Annotated in this window: 10 protein-coding genes; 8 read left to right on the plus strand and 2 right to left on the minus strand. The window is 61.5% G+C overall.

What is annotated here, in order from left to right; genetic code table 11:
* Positions 1 to 166: 166 nt before the first annotated feature.
* Positions 167 to 1,816 (minus strand): dihydrolipoyllysine-residue acetyltransferase, encoded by a 1,650-nt coding sequence (aceF, locus tag ABQX22_RS10985; protein ID WP_349799340.1) that lies wholly within the window; start codon positions 1,814 to 1,816, stop codon positions 167 to 169.
* Positions 1,817 to 1,969: 153 nt separating this feature from the next.
* Positions 1,970 to 4,615 carry a pyruvate dehydrogenase (acetyl-transferring), homodimeric type gene (aceE, locus tag ABQX22_RS10990; RefSeq protein ID WP_349799342.1) on the minus strand — a complete coding sequence of 882 codons (2,646 nt, stop codon included), beginning with the start codon at positions 4,613 to 4,615 and terminating at the stop codon, positions 1,970 to 1,972.
* A gap of 380 nt (positions 4,616 to 4,995) precedes the next feature.
* On the opposite strand from aceE, the gene glnE reads away from it, so the two are divergent.
* The 8 genes from glnE to ABQX22_RS11030 all read left to right on the plus strand — a co-directional run bounded on the left by glnE (position 4,996) and on the right by ABQX22_RS11030 (position 15,225).
* The gene (gene glnE, locus ABQX22_RS10995; protein WP_349799344.1) at positions 4,996 to 7,944 is read left to right on the plus strand and encodes a bifunctional [glutamate--ammonia ligase]-adenylyl-L-tyrosine phosphorylase/[glutamate--ammonia-ligase] adenylyltransferase; all 2,949 of its coding nucleotides are present in this window, start codon (positions 4,996 to 4,998) and stop codon (positions 7,942 to 7,944) included.
* 230 nt (positions 7,945 to 8,174) lie between these two features.
* Positions 8,175 to 9,209, plus strand: coding sequence for a lipopolysaccharide heptosyltransferase II (gene waaF / locus ABQX22_RS11000; protein WP_349799345.1), 1,035 nt, complete (start codon positions 8,175 to 8,177; stop codon positions 9,207 to 9,209).
* Between the two features lies 1 nt (position 9,210).
* Positions 9,211 to 10,275, plus strand: a complete 1,065-nt coding sequence (gene waaC, locus ABQX22_RS11005; RefSeq protein ID WP_349799347.1) for a lipopolysaccharide heptosyltransferase I — start codon at positions 9,211 to 9,213, stop codon at positions 10,273 to 10,275.
* A complete protein-coding gene (locus ABQX22_RS11010) occupies positions 10,275 to 11,399 on the plus strand; it encodes a glycosyltransferase family 4 protein (protein ID WP_349799349.1) in 1,125 nt (374 codons plus the stop codon). Before waaC ends, ABQX22_RS11010 begins: the two co-directional genes overlap by 1 nt.
* Positions 11,396 to 12,202: a lipopolysaccharide core heptose(I) kinase RfaP gene (rfaP, locus tag ABQX22_RS11015; protein ID WP_349799351.1), complete on the plus strand. Its 807-nt coding sequence runs from the start codon at positions 11,396 to 11,398 to the stop codon at positions 12,200 to 12,202. The genes ABQX22_RS11010 and rfaP overlap by 4 nt, the downstream gene beginning before the upstream one ends.
* Entirely contained in the window at positions 12,202 to 12,936 is a 735-nt protein-coding gene (locus tag ABQX22_RS11020; RefSeq protein WP_349799353.1) for a lipopolysaccharide kinase InaA family protein, read from the plus strand. Before rfaP ends, ABQX22_RS11020 begins: the two co-directional genes overlap by 1 nt.
* Positions 12,933 to 13,688, plus strand: a complete 756-nt coding sequence (locus ABQX22_RS11025) for a lipopolysaccharide kinase InaA family protein (RefSeq protein WP_349799355.1) — start codon at positions 12,933 to 12,935, stop codon at positions 13,686 to 13,688. The genes ABQX22_RS11020 and ABQX22_RS11025 overlap by 4 nt, the downstream gene beginning before the upstream one ends.
* Positions 13,689 to 13,767: 79 nt before the next feature.
* Positions 13,768 to 15,225, plus strand: coding sequence for a lipopolysaccharide kinase InaA family protein (locus ABQX22_RS11030; RefSeq protein WP_349799357.1), 1,458 nt, complete (start codon positions 13,768 to 13,770; stop codon positions 15,223 to 15,225).
* Positions 15,226 to 15,371: the final 146 nt, after the last annotated feature.

A 15,371-nucleotide genomic window follows, 5' to 3' on the forward strand; every position in this document is an offset into this window, starting at 1 on the left:
TCGTATTGACAACAAGTTGACTCCTGCAGGTGCTCCGACCTTCGCGCGGGCAAAAAAAGCCCCGCCAGAGAGCGGGGTTGAGGTGCGAGCGTGGCAGCTCGAAACTGAAAAGGGGACTGACTTGCTTACGGTGAAGCGCTGTAAATAAGGTCAATCCCCTTCTGCGTTACAGCAGGATCGTACGGATATCGGCCAGCAAATCGCTCAGACGCTTGGTGAAGCGTGCGGCTGCGGCGCCGTTGATCACGCGGTGATCGTAGGACAATGACAGCGGCAGCATCAGCTTCGGCTGGAACGCCTTGCCGTCCCAGACCGGTTGCATGGTGGCCTTGGAAACACCCAGGATCGCCACTTCCGGCGCGTTGACGATCGGCGTGAAGCCGGTGCCGCCAATGTGGCCGAGACTGGAGATGGTGAAGCAGGCGCCCTGCATTTCGTTCGCCGACAGTTTCTTGGTGCGGGCTTTCTCGGCCAGAACAGCGGCTTCGGCGGCCAGTTGCAGCAAGCTTTTCTTGTCGACGTCCTTGATAACAGGGACCAGCAGACCGTCCGGGGTGTCCACGGCAAAGCCGATGTTCACATACTTCTTGCGGATGATCGCTTTGCCGCTTGGCGCCAGCGAGGCGTTGAAGTCCGGCAGTTCCTTGAGCAGGAAGGCGCAGGATTTGAGCAGCAGCGGCAGGATGGTCAGCTTGACGCCAGCCTTCTCGGCCACAGCCTTCTGCGCAACGCGGAAAGCTTCCAGGTCGGTGATGTCGGCCTGGTCGAATTGCGTCACGTGCGGGATGTTCAGCCAGCTACGGTGCAGGCCGGTCGCGCCCAATTGCATCAGGCGGGTCATCGGCACTTCTTCGATTTCGCCGAAACGGCTGAAATCGACTTCCGGAATCGGCTGGATACCCATGCCGCCGGTTGCGCCGCCGGCAGCAGGGGCCGACTTTGCTTTCTGCATCATCGCTTTGACGTGACCCTGCACGTCCTCTTTCAGGATGCGGCCGTGTGGGCCGGTCGCCGAAACAGCATTGAGCTCAACGCCGAGCTCACGGGCCAGCTGACGAACAGCCGGGCCCGCGTGAACCTTGGCGCCGTCTTTGGCCGGTTCTGCGGCCGGAGCCGGTGCAGCTTCGGCTTTCGGCGCTGGTGCAGCAGCAGGTGCAGCTGGCGCGGCGGCAGGTGCATCCGCCTTCGCAGGTGCAGCCGCAGCAGATTGTGCGGGTGCGGCGGCTGGCGCAGCGCCGGCCACTTTCAGTTTCAGGATCAGATCGCCGGTGCCGACTTCGTCGTCCAGCTTCACGCTGATGCTTTCGACGACGCCTGCGGAGGGCGATGGGATTTCCATGCTGGCTTTGTCGGATTCGAGGGTGATCAGCGATTGATCAGCTTCGATGCTGTCGCCGACCTTGACCATCAATTCGATGATCTTGGCCTTGCCCGAAGAACCGATGTCAGGGACATGAATGTCCTGCACGGTTTCAGCGGCGGGGGCGGCAGCGGCGGCAGGTTCGGCGGCGGCGGCCGGTGCAGGTGCAGCCTCGGCGGCAGGCTTCTCTTGGGTCGGTGCAGCCTCGGCAGCCGGCGCGTCGCCTTCGATTTCCAGTTCAAACAGTTCGTCGCCTTCTTTCAGGCGGTCGCCCAGCTTGACCTTCATGCTTTTGATGACGCCAGCCTTGGGCGCCGGAATTTCCATGCTCGCCTTGTCGGATTCCAGCGTCAGGATGCTCTGGTCGGCCTCGATGCGATCGCCTTCCTTGACCATCAACTCAATGACTTCACCTTCACCGTTGCCGATGTCGGGTACACGAATTAGCTCACTCACAATGTCTCTCCTTCGGAGAACCTGTTCTTGCTCGATTGCGCCGACGTCGGTTGCGACAAAAACAACCTCGGATGCTCATTTACAGACGTAAATTCCGCATCCTCGGTTGTCTTGCGCGTCCATCGGCGCTCTAAACGATCTTGAAGCAGACTCTTAGCAGTCCAGTGGATTACGTTTTTCAGGGTCGATGCCGAACTTGACGATGGCCTCGGCCACCACTTTAGGTTCGATGTCGCCACGATCGGCCAAGGCTTCCAGCGCTGCCAGCACGACGAAGTGACGATCCACCTCGAAGAAGTGGCGCAGCTTCTTGCGGCTGTCACTGCGGCCGAAACCGTCAGTGCCCAGTACTTTGTATTCCTTGGTCGGAACCCACTGACGGATCTGGTCAGCGAACAGTTTCATGTAGTCGGTCGAAGCGATGACCGGACCTTTACGGCCGCTCAGGCACTCTTCAACGTAGCTCAGTTGTGGCTTCTGGCCCGGCTTCATGCGGTTGCTGCGCTCGACGGCCAGGCCATCGCGACGCAGTTCGTTGAAGCTGGTCACGCTCCAGACGTCAGCGCCGATGTTGAACTCATCCCGAAGGATCTTCGCCGCTTCGCGCACTTCACGCAGGATGGTGCCCGACCCCATGAGCTGCACGTGGTGCGCCGCTTCCTTGGTGTCTTCTTCCAGCAGGTACATGCCCTTGATGATGCCTTCCTCGGCGCCGGCCGGCATGGCAGGCTGCACGTAGGATTCGTTCATCACGGTCAGGTAGTAGAAAACGTCCTGCTGTTCTTCGAACATGCGGCGCATGCCGTCCTGAATGATCACAGCCAGTTCGTACCCGTAAGTCGGGTCGAAGGTGCGGCAGTTCGGGATGGTCGACGCCAGGATGTGGCTGTGACCATCTTCGTGCTGCAGGCCTTCGCCGTTGAGCGTAGTACGCCCGGCGGTGCCACCGATCAGGAAGCCACGTGTGCGGCTGTCGCCAGCGGCCCAAGCCAGGTCGCCGATGCGCTGGAAACCGAACATCGAGTAGAAGATGTAGAACGGAATCATCGGCTGGTTGTGGCTGCTGTACGACGTACCGGCCGCGATGAAGGAGGACATGGCGCCTGCTTCGTTGATGCCTTCCTCGAGGATCTGACCTTTCTTGTCCTCGCGGTAGAACATCACTTGTTCTTTATCGACTGGATCATAGAGCTGGCCGACGGACGAGTAGATGCCCAACTGGCGGAACATGCCTTCCATGCCGAAGGTACGGGCTTCGTCCGGGATGATCGGGACGATGCGCTGACCGACTTCCTTGTCTTTGACCAGCTGCGCCAGGATGCGGACGAAGGCCATGGTGGTGGAGATTTCGCGATCGCCGGAACCGTCGAGGATGGCCTTGAGGGTTTCCAGTGGCGGGGTCGGCAGGCTGAAGCTCTGCGCGCGACGCTGAGGGACAAAGCCACCCAGTGCGGCACGGCGCTCGGCCAGGTAACGGGCCTCGGCGCTGCCTTCTTCAGGCTTGTAGAACGGCAGGGATTCGAGCTGGTCGTCTTTGACCGGGATGTCGAAGCGGTCACGGAAGTGACGCAGGCTGTCGACATCGACCTTCTTGGTGTTGTGCGCGGTGTTTTTCGCTTCACCGGCGCCGGTGCCGTAACCCTTGATGGTCTTGGCCAGCACCACGGTCGGTTGACCTTTGTGGTTCACAGCATGGTGGTACGCCGCATACATTTTGTACGGGTCGTGGCCGCCACGGTTGAGCTTCCAGATCTCGTCGTCGGACAAGTCTGCAACCATCGCCTTGAGTTCCGGCGAGTTGAAGAAGTGCTCACGCACGAACGCGCCGTCTTTGGCTTTGTAGTTCTGGTACTCGCCGTCGATGACTTCGTCCATGCGACGTTGCAGGATGCCGTCGACGTCCTTGGCCAGCAGTGGGTCCCAGAAACGGCCCCAGATGACTTTGGTCACGTTCCACTGAGCACCGCGGAACACGCCTTCCAGTTCCTGGATGATCTTGGCGTTGCCGCGAACCGGACCGTCAAGACGTTGCAGGTTGCAGTTGACCACGAAGATCAGGTTGTCCAGCTTCTCGCGACCGGCCAGGGCGATGGCGCCCAGGGATTCCGGCTCGTCGGTCTCGCCGTCGCCCAGGAAGCACCAGACTTTCTGCTTGCCTTCCGGGATATAGCCGCGATGCTCCAGGTACTTCATGAAGCGCGCCTGGTAGATCGCCTGGATCGGACCCAGACCCATGGAAACGGTCGGGAACTGCCAGAAGTCTTTCATCAGCCACGGGTGTGGATAAGAGGACAGGCCGTTGCCGTCCACTTCCTGACGGAAGTTGTTCATTTGCTCTTCGGTGATGCGGCCTTCCATGAACGCACGGGCGTAGACGCCTGGCGATGCGTGACCCTGGAAGTAGATCAGGTCGCCGCCGTGTTCGTCGGTCGGGGCCTGGAAGAAATAGTTGAAGCCGATGTCGTAGAGCGTCGCACTGGAAGCGAAGCTGGAGATGTGACCGCCCAGATCCGGGTCGCCGATGTTGGTTTTGACAACCATTGCCAACGCATTCCAGCGTACCAGCGAGCGAATGCGGCGTTCCATGAACAGGTCGCCAGGCATGCGTGCTTCGTGGGTAACGGGGATGGTGTTGCGGTATGGCGTGGTGATGGCGTATGGCAGCTGCGAACCACTTCGTGTGGCCAGCTCACCCATACGGGTCATCAAATAATGCGCACGGTCTTCGCCTTCTTTGTCGAGAACCGATTCCAGGGCGTCCAGCCATTCCTGGGTTTCGACGGGATCGAGGTCTTGCATGGCTTGCTCCAGGGCGGAAAGGCTTCCAGAATCGGTTGCCTGAGTTTGTTGCGACTGGCCTTGTGGGCAGACGACGTAAATTCTTGGATGACCGGTGTTGTACCCGGTCGTGTAGTTTTACTACAAATCGTGAGCCATTTCAGCTTTTCAACTTGTATATACAGTAGTAAAACTACAGTTTTGCGAGCTTTTAGCTCATGTCGGGTCGTGCGAAAAATCGTTGATTCTGGTTGAAAATTCAACGAAGGCCTTCAAAGACAAAGCTGGCTGCCAACAACTAAAGATCGCCAGCAATTTTTTACCTTTGTTCGACAGTCTTCCCGTGACCTGCTTCCGGCATGCACGGCGGGTAGCCTCTTGAACGCCGATCAGGATAGACCATGAGCCTCCCTTCACTGGCTGAACTGCCGGCCATCCTTCTGCCGTTGGTCACTCGCGCACAGCAATCGTTTCGTGCATCCCTTTCTTCACTGCCGGACGGTGCAGAAGGCGCTTTCGACGCATGGCCCGCTGCGCGTCTTCACGCGTTTGACCGGGTATGCGCGGCCAGCGACTTCGTTGCCCTGCAGGTCGCCCGTGACCCTCAAATGCTGTTCGAGCTCGCCCAAAGCGGTGAGCTGGAGCGCAGTTTCAAGGCGGGTGAGATGCGTGAGCAAATTGCGACGGCGGTGTCCGGTGCGACCGGTGAAGACGAACTGGGGCGTAATCTACGTCGTCAACGCACGCGCCAGCAAGTCCGAATTGTCTGGCGCGACCTCACTCGCCAGGCAGATCTGGTCGAAACCTGCCGTGATCTTTCCGACATGGCCGACGCCTGCATCGACCTCGCCTATGGGTGGTTGTACGAACGTCATTGCCAGCAATTCGGCACGCCGATGGGGCGTCGCAGTGGCGAGCCCCAGCAAATGGTCATCCTCGGCATGGGCAAGCTGGGGGCGGTTGAGCTGAATCTGTCGTCCGATATCGACCTGATTTTCGCGTACCCCGAAGGGGGCGAAACCGAGGGCGTGAAACGGCCGCTGGATAACCAGGAGTTCTTCATTCGGCTGGGTCAGCGGCTGATCAAGGCGCTGGATCCGGTGACGGTGGATGGTTTTGTGTTCCGCGTCGACATGCGCCTGCGGCCTTACGGTTCATCCGGGGCGCTCGTGCTCAGCTTCAACGCGCTGGAGCAGTACTATCAGGATCAGGGCCGCGACTGGGAACGCTACGCCATGATCAAGGCGCGAGTGGTCGGTGGCGATCAGCGGCAGGGCGAGGAACTGCTGCAGCTCCTGCGGCCCTTCGTGTATCGCCGCTACCTGGATTTCTCTGCCATCGAAGCGTTGCGCACCATGAAGCAGCTGATTCAGCAGGAAGTCCGCCGCAAGGGCATGGCCGAGAACATCAAGCTGGGCTCGGGCGGCATCCGTGAAGTGGAATTCATCGCCCAGGCGTTTCAGCTGATCCACGGCGGGCGCGACCTCAGCTTGCAACAGCGGCCGTTACTCAAAGTGCTGCGCACGCTGGAAGGCCAGGGTTATCTGCCCGCCGCCGTGACCGATGAGCTGCGCGAGGGCTATGAATTCCTGCGCTACACCGAGCACGCGATTCAGGCCATCGCCGACCGCCAGACGCAGATGCTGCCCGACAGCGATGAGGATCAGGCGCGCATTGCGTTCATGATGGGATTTGCGGACTGGCCCAGTTTCCACGAGAAACTGATGCAGTGGCGTGGTCGGGTGGACTGGCATTTCCGTCAGGTTATTGCCGATCCAGATGAAGAGCCCGGTCAGGAAGACACCGATGTACCGGTCGGCGGCGAGTGGCTGCCGTTGTGGGAAGAATCCCAAAATGAAGAAAGCGCTTGCCGCCAGTTGCTGGACGGCGGATTCGCTGACGCGAAGAAAGCACTCAAACACCTGACCGATCTGCGCAACAGTTCTCAGCTGCGCTCGATGCAGCGTCTGGGCCGTGAACGACTCGATGCCTTCATCCCACGCCTGCTGGCCCAGGCGGTCGAGCACGACAACCCGGACCTGGTCCTCGAACGCGTGCTGCCACTGGTGGAAGCCGTGGCCCGTCGCTCGGCCTATCTGGTGCTGCTCACGGAAAACCCCGACGCCCTGCGGCGTTTACTCACGCTGTGTGCGGCCAGTCCGTGGATCGCCGAGCAGATCGCCAAATTCCCGCTGTTGCTGGACGAGTTGCTCAATGAAGGGCGCTTGTTCAGCCCGCCTCAGGCGCCGGAACTGGCCGCCGAGCTGCGTGAGCGGCTGACGCGGATTCCCGAAGATGATCTTGAGCAGCAAATGGAGGCGCTGCGGCACTTCAAACTGGCGCACCGGTTGCGCGTGGCCGCCTCGGAAATCACCGGCAGCCTGCCGCTGATGAAGGTCAGCGATTACCTGACCTGGCTGGCCGAAGCGATTCTTGAGCAGGTGCTGGCCCTGGCCTGGCGCCACACCGTCGCTCGACATGGTGCCCCGCAGCGTCCCGACGGGACCTTGTGCGATCCCGGATTCGTGATTGTCGGCTATGGCAAGGTCGGCGGGATCGAACTGGGCCATGGTTCGGACCTGGACCTGGTGTTCATCCACGATGGCGATCCACAGGCTGAAACCGACGGGCCCAAGCCCATCGACGGCGCGCAATTCTTCACCCGGCTGGGCCAGCGGATCATTCATCTGCTGACCACCCAGACCAATTCCGGCCAGCTGTATGAAGTCGACATGCGCCTGCGTCCGTCCGGTGCCTCAGGGTTGTTGGTCAGTTCATTGGGGGCGTTTTCCCGTTACCAGGAGAACGAGGCCTGGACCTGGGAGCACCAGGCGTTGGTGCGTGCCCGGGTGCTGGTGGGCAGTCGCGATGTGGGTGCAGGTTTCGAGGGGGTGAGGGCGTCGGTGTTGGCGCGGGATCGCGATTTGACGGTGCTGCGTCAGGAGGTCAGCGAGATGCGCGCCAAGATGCGTGACAACCTCGGCACCCGGATCACCACCGCCGGAAAAGGCGCGAATGCCTTCGAGCCCACGTCGCCCTTCGACCTCAAGCAGGACGCCGGAGGTATCGTCGATATTGAATTTATGGTGCAATACGCGGCCTTGGCGTGGTCCAGGAAACATTCTGAATTGCTGCGTTACACCGATAACATCCGGATTCTCGAAGGCCTGGAACTGGTGGGCTTGATTCCCGCCGCTGACGCCAGTCTGCTGCGCGAGGCCTACAAGGCCTACCGCTCAGCCGCCCACCGGCAGGCGTTGCAGAAGCAGGCGGGGGTCATCCGGGGTGATCAATTTCAGGCTGAAAGGCGTGAAGTGATGCGGATCTGGGGTGAGATGGGGTTGAGTTGATTTGACCGGTATCTACCCTCTGCAGGAGCGAATTTATTCGCGAAGCGATGTCTTTGCCGCGGATGCATTGTCGCCTGGCACGGCCATTCGCGAATAAATTCGCTCCTACAGGTTTGTCCGAAATCATGGGCACTTATATAAAGCTATGACAGGGAGGCGTCAGGGTGTGTGCAAGCGGCGCGCAGCCTGATGAGCCTCCCTGCTCGTTTCTGGTCGTTTTTGGATTGAGCATGAGAATTCTGATCGTTGGGCCCAGCTGGGTCGGTGACATGGTAATGGCGCAAACGCTGTTCCAGCGTCTGAAACAGCGCCACCCGCAATGTGAAATCGATGTACTGGCCCCCGAGTGGAGCCGACCGATCCTTGAGCGCATGCCCGAGGTGCGCCAGGCCTTGAGCTTTCCGCTCGGCCACGGCGCGCTGGAGCTGGCAACCCGTCGACGCATCGGCAAATCCCTTAAGGGCCAGTACGACCAGGCCATTCTTCTGCCCAATTCGCTGAAGTCCGCGCTGGTGCCGTTCTTTGCCGGCATCCCCAAGCGCACCGGCTGGCGTGGCGAGTTTCGCTACGGTCTGCTCAACGATGTGCGCACCCTCGACAAACTCCGCTACCCCCTGATGATCGAGCGTTTCATGGCGCTGGCATACGAAAAGGACGCTGAACTGCCGCGTCCTTATCCCAAGCCGGCGCTGCAAATCGAGTTGGCCAGCCGTGATGCCGCGCTGGAAAAATTCGGTCTGACGCTGGACCGGCCGGTGTTGGCCCTGTGCCCTGGCGCCGAGTTCGGCGAATCCAAGCGCTGGCCCGCCGAGCACTACGCCAAAGTGGCGGAAACCAAGATCCGCGAAGGCTGGCAGGTCTGGCTGTTCGGTTCGAAAAAGGATCATCCGGTGGGCGAAAGCATCCGCGAGCGACTGATCCCGGGCCTGCGTGAAGAGTCCGTCAACCTCAGCGGCGAGACCTCGCTGGCCGAAGCGATTGACCTGTTGTCGTGCGCCGACAGCGTGGTGTCCAACGATTCCGGCCTGATGCACGTGGCTGCCGCGTTGAACCGGCCGCTGGTTGCTGTGTACGGCTCGACCTCGCCGGGCTTTACCCCGCCGCTGGCCGATCACGTCGAGGTCGTGCGGCTGGGGATCGAGTGCAGCCCTTGCTTCGACCGCACCTGCCGTTTTGGTCATTACAACTGCTTGCGCCTGCTTGAGCCCGTGTCGGTGGTCGATGCGCTCGGTCGTCTCGGCGGCACCCCGGTCGAGGTCGCCTGACTTGCGGGTATTGCTGATCAAGACCTCGTCCCTTGGGGACGTCATTCATACCCTGCCCGCGTTGACCGACGCCGCCCGCGCGGTGCCCGGCATCCAGTTCGACTGGGTGGTGGAAGATGGCTTCGCCGAGATCCCGACCTGGCATCCGGCCGTGGCGAGCGTGATCCCGGTGGCGATCCGTCGCTGGCGCAAGAACCTCTGGCAAACCTTCAAAAATGGCGAGTGGCGCAGGTTCAAACAGCGCTTGCGCGACACCCCTTACGATCTGGTGATTGATGCGCAGGGCCTGCTGAAAAGCGCCTGGCTGACCCGCTACGTCAAGGCGCCGATTGTCGGGCTGGACAAGGACTCGGCCCGCGAGCCGATGGCCGCGCGCTTCTATGACCGGCCATATCCCGTCGCCCGTGGGCAGCATGCTGTCGAGCGTCTGCGCCAACTGTTCGCCCAGGCACTCGATTACACCGTGCCTCCCGGGCTGGGGGATTACGGCCTGGATCGCAGTCGCTTGCTGGATGCTGCCGGCGGTGCGCCGTTCGTGCTGTTTCTGCACGGCACCACCTGGGCGACCAAGCACTGGCCCGAGCTGTACTGGCGGCAACTGGCCGAGCGCATGATTGGCCAGGGCTTGCAGGTGCAGTTGCCGTGGGGCAACCCGGCCGAAAAGGCCCGTGCCGAGCGCATCGCCCAAGGGCTGGACAACGCGATTGTGTTGCCCAAGCTGAATCTGGCGGGCGTCGCCAAAGTGCTGGCCAGCGCCCAGGCCTGCGTCGCCGTCGACACCGGTCTTGGGCATCTGGCCGCAGCGCTGGACGTGCCGACGCTGTCGTTATTCGGCCCGACCAATCCGGGCCTGACCGGGGCGTATGGCAAGTCCCAGGTGCACCTGGCCGGCGACTATCCGGCGTGTGCGCCGTGCCTGCAGAAAAAATGCACGTATCGACCGACGCCTGAAGATCAGCGTCAGTTCGACCTCGAACGCGAGTGGCCACTGTGCTTCACTCGCCTGAATCCCGAGCGAGTGGCGGGCCGACTGGTCACGCTTGCGCTGGCAAAGGAACACGACTGATGCAACTGGCATTCGTGCTGTACAAGTATTTCCCGTTCGGCGGCCTGCAGCGCGACTTCATGCGCATCGCGCTCGAATGTCAGCAGCGCGGCCACACCATCCGCGTCTACACCCTGATCTGGGAGGGCGAGGTGCCCCCCGGTTTCGAGGTGCTGGTGGCGCCCGTTAAAGCGATCTTCAACCACCGACGCAACGAGAAGCTCAGCGACTGGATGAACGCCGACCTGGCCAGGCGCCCGGTTGACCGGCTGATCGGTTTCAACAAGATGCCCGGCCTGGACGTGTACTACGCCGCCGACGGTTGTTACGAAGACAAGGCGCAGAACCTGCGCCATTCGCTGTACAAGCGCTGGGGCCGGTATCGCCACTTCGCCGAGTACGAGCGCGCGGTCTTCGCGGAAGATGCCAAGACCGAAGTGCTGATGATTTCCGAGGTGCAGCAGCCGCTGTTCATCAAGCATTACCACACGCCGCTCGAACGTTTTCATCTGTTGCCGCCCGGGATTTCCCAGGACCGTCGCGCCCCTGAAAATGCCCCTGAGATCCGGGCCGAGTTCCGCCGCGAGTTCAAGCTGGCCGACGACGATCTACTGCTGGTGCAGATCGGTTCCGGCTTCAAGACCAAGGGCGTGGACCGTAGCCTCAAGGCGTTGGCCGCGCTGCCGCCTGAACTGAAAAAACGCACACGGCTGTTTGTAATTGGCCAGGACGACCCCAAGGTATTCCAACTGCAAAGCAGTGCGCTGGGCTTGGGCGATCAGGTGACGTTCATGAAAGGCCGCAGCGATATCCCGCGCTTTCTGCTGGGGGCGGACGTATTGATCCACCCGGCGTACAACGAAAACACCGGCACGGTACTGCTCGAAGCGCTGGTGGCCGGGCTGCCGGTGCTGGTCAGCGCGGTCTGCGGCTACGCCCATTACATCGCCGAGGCCGACAGCGGCCTGGTGCTGGACGAGCCGTTTGACCAGTCACAGCTCAATCACTATCTGGCACGCATGCTCAAGGACGATGCTGCACGCAGCGTTTGGGGCCGCAACGGTCTGGCATTTGCCGACACGGCTGATCTTTACAGCATGCCGCAGCACGCTGCGGATGTGATTCTGGCGGAGCACCACGGATGAAATTGATCCTCGCTGAACCGTTCAAAACCCTCTGGGCTGGCCGCGATGCGTTCGAGGCCGTCGAGGCGCTGGACGGTCAGGTCTATCGCGAACTCGAAGGCCGGCGCACCCTGCGCACGGAAGTCGGCGGACGCGGCTATTTCGTCAAGATCCATCGCGGCATCGGCTGGGGAGAAGTGGCGAAAAACCTGCTGACCGCCAAACTGCCGGTGCTCGGCGCGGGGCAGGAGTGGGACGCCATCAACCGGTTGCACGAAGCCGGAGTGGCTACCATGACCGCGGTGGCCTACGGCGAGCGCGGCAGCAATCCGGCAGCGCAGCATTCGTTCATCATCACCGAAGAACTTGCGCCCACCGAGAGCCTGGAAGACGTCAGCATCAACTGGCGCAACGATCCGCCGGATCCTCGACTCAAGCGCGCCTTCATTGCCGAAGTGGCGCAGATGGTCGGTGACATGCACCGCGCCGGCGTCAATCACCGCGATTGCTACATCTGCCACTTCCTGCTGCACACCGACACACCGGTGACGCCTGACAACTTCAGGCTTTCGGTGATCGACCTGCACCGCGCCCAGGTGCGCCCGGCCATTACTCAACGCTGGCGCAACAAAGACCTGGCGGCCCTGTATTTCTCGGCGCTGGACATCGGCCTGACGCGGCGCGACAAACTGCGATTCCTCAAGGGCTATTTCCAGCAGCCGCTGCGCCAGATCCTTGCGCAGGAGTCCGCGCTGCTCAGTTGGCTGGAGGCCCGCGCCGACAAGCTTTATCAGCGCAAAGTGCGTTACGGGGATGCGCTCTGATGCCGGGTTGGAGACTGGAACCTGCATACGATTCGCTGGCCGCCGACTTCGGCAGCCTGGAGGCAGTGTTCGCGCTCACCGGCGAGCGCCTGACGCGTGACCCGCTGTCCGAAGTGATCCGCGTAGAGCGCGGCGGCGTGAATTACTACGTCAAACGCTACGTCGGCGCGGGCAAAGGCCTGCGTCGTTACCTCGGCCGGCCACGGGTAAAGTCAGAATGGCAAAACCTCAAGCGCTTTGCCAAATGGGGTATTCCTACGGCGGAAGTCGTGGCCTGGGGGCTGGAGCGCAATGGCGCCTCGTACGACCGGGGCGCGCTGATCACGCGCGAGCTGCCGCGCACCGAGGATTTGTCGGCGTTGGCCTTGCAGCACGATCCGCGCCTGACCGATCGCGTCTGGGTCGACAAGGTCAGCCAGCAGGTGGCGCGTCACACCCGCACGATGCACGATCACCACTTCACCCATAACGATCTGAAGTGGCGCAATCTGCTGGTCGACGATCAGGCGAAGCTGTTCTTCATTGATTGTCCTAACGGTGCGTTCTGGGTCAGTTTCATGTTGCGTTACCGGATCACCAAAGACCTGGCGTGTCTGGACAAGGTGGCCAAATATCACCTGTCAGCCACCCAGAGACTGCGCTTTTACCTGCAGTATCGCGGGCGAGAGCGGCTGAACGATTCGGACAAAAAACGCATCCGTCATATCGTCAGCTTTTTTGAGGGGCGCGAATGAGTGTGTTCATCGCTGATGCCGACCGGGCCTTGCTGGAGCGCCACGGCCTGGCGGATTTCGATTCGTTGTGGGAGGTCGAGCTGGATGCCGTCGATGAGCCCAACACCGAACGTGGCGGCTGGAGCAGTGTGTTTCGCCTGGAGCTCGAAGGCTCGGGTTACTACCTCAAGCGCCAAAGGAATTACCTGACCCGCACCTTGCACCATCCGCTGGGCGAGCCTTCTTTCTCCCGGGAATTCCGCAACATCAGCCTGTACCAGAAGCTCGGGATTCCGGCGCTGCATGCAGTGTTCTACGGCGAGAAGAAGGTTAATGGCGAGCGCCGGGCGGTGTTGATGACCCGGGCGCTGGACGGCTGGACCGATCTGGATACGCTGTTGCAGGACTGGCCCGCGCTGGCGGCAAAGCAGCGACTGGCGATTCTGCAAGCGTGCGGCGAGCTGGCGCGCACGCTGCATCAGGCCGGGCAGGTGCATGGTTGTTTTTACCCCAAACACATTTTCCTGCGCGCCCGTGCCGATGCCTATCTGGCGCAGTTGATCGATCTGGAGAAAACCCGTCGGTCGCTGTTCGGTCAGCGTGATCGGGTCAAGGACCTGGAACCGCTGCTGCGCCGGGCGCCAGCGTGGAACGAGGCTGAAATACGCGAGCTGCTGGGTGCTTATCTGCAAGCCGACAGCAACGGGCCGGAAGTAGATGCCTGGTGGCATCGTCTGGCGCGACGCGGCAGTCATAAACGTGACGGTCGGTAGACGGGTGTTACAGCAGACCATGATGAATAGTGCGGGCCGGATCATTCATCCCGCCCGACGTTGAAAAAAGAGGGCACCGATGCGTTTGTCTGAACTGAAAGACGCCGGGCGTACGCCGACGTTACCGCTGAACATCACCTTGGCCGACGCTGCTGGAACTGCCGAGCTGCAGTTGCTGAGTCTGTTGCGCGTCTTGCCGGGCCATCGGTACGTGGGGGCGGCGATCTGGCGCGGTCGTCCTGTGCTGGCAAAACTGTTGGTCGGACCAAAAGCGCCGCGCCACTTTCAGCGTGAGCTGGCCGGTGTGCGTTTGCTTGCCGAACAAGGCATGACCACGCCGCTGTTGCTGGCCGATGGTCTGCAGGAAGGCGAGGGCGGCTGGCTGCTGTTCGAGTTGCTGGAAAACGCGCAAAGCCTGGGCGACGCCTGGGCCGAAGTGGCCGACCTGCCGCCGCTGGCCGACGAGCAACAGGCCGTGCTGGCCGAGGCGTTGACCGCCATCGGCCAACTGCACGGCAAAGGGCTGTGGCAGGACGACTTGCACCTGGACAACCTGTTGCGTCATGGCGGCACGGTGTACCTGATCGATGGCGCCGGCATCCAGGCTGAGCAGGCAGGCAAACCGCTGTCGCGGCAGAAAGTGCTGGAAAATCTCGGTGTGTTCTTCGCTCAGCTGCCGAAACGTCTCGAGCCGTTCACTGAAGAGCTGCTGGTCCACTACCTGTTGAGCAACGGTGAGCACGCCTTGCCGATGGAAGCCCTGCAAAAGCAGATCGACAAGGTCCGCGTCTGGCGCCTGAAAGACTTCATGACCAAGGTCGGTCGCGATTGCAGTCTGTTCAGCGTCACCGACAGCGGCACTGAATTGCGGGCGATTCGGCGCGAAGAAGAGTCGACCATGCGGCCGATACTTGACCACGCCGACGCGTTGCTCGATCAAGGGCATCTGTACAAGACCGGTGGTGCCGCCAGCGTGGCCCGGGTCGAAGTGGCGGGCCGGCCATTGGTGATCAAGCGCTACAACATCAAGGGCGCCGTGCACTGGATCAAACGCTTCTGGCGTCCCAGCCGCGCGTGGCACTCATGGCGCGAGGGCAACCGCCTGGCATTCCTCGGGATCGCCACGCCCAAGCCGCTGGCCCTGCTGGAACAGCGATTCTTCTGGCTGCGGCACAAGGCGTACCTGATCACCGAATACCTGCCGGGCCCGGACCTCATCGAGCGCTTCAAACCCTATGTCCAGTCGGGGCTGGTGCCCGAAAACGAATTGAAGGCACTGGACGATCTGTTCGCGCAACTGCTCAACGCACGGATCAGCCATGGTGATCTGAAAGGGCACAACGTGATCTGGCATCAGGATCGATGGGCACTGATCGACCTGGACGCCATGTGCCAACACAGCTCACCCTCCGCCTTCGGCGAAGCCTTCACCAGGGACCGCGTGCGGTTCATGCGCAACTGGCCGGCCGACTGCGCGCTGCACCGGGTGTTGAATGAGCGGATTCCAACGCTTCCAGATACGCGAATCAGTCGGTGACGGTGCGTTTGATTCTGGCCGAAGGCCGTGGGAGCGCAGCTTGTCTCTGGGCCGCAATCGGACGATGGGCTGCGCAGCAGCCCTGAACCCAGTCCCGCGTTAGGTCAGGATATCCCTATCGGTAGGTTTTGCTGCCGGTGCCCGGC

Origin of the sequence: Xanthomonas sp. WHRI 1810A (genome assembly GCF_040202885.1) — a bacterium.
Lineage (GTDB): Bacteria > Pseudomonadota > Gammaproteobacteria > Pseudomonadales > Pseudomonadaceae > Aquipseudomonas.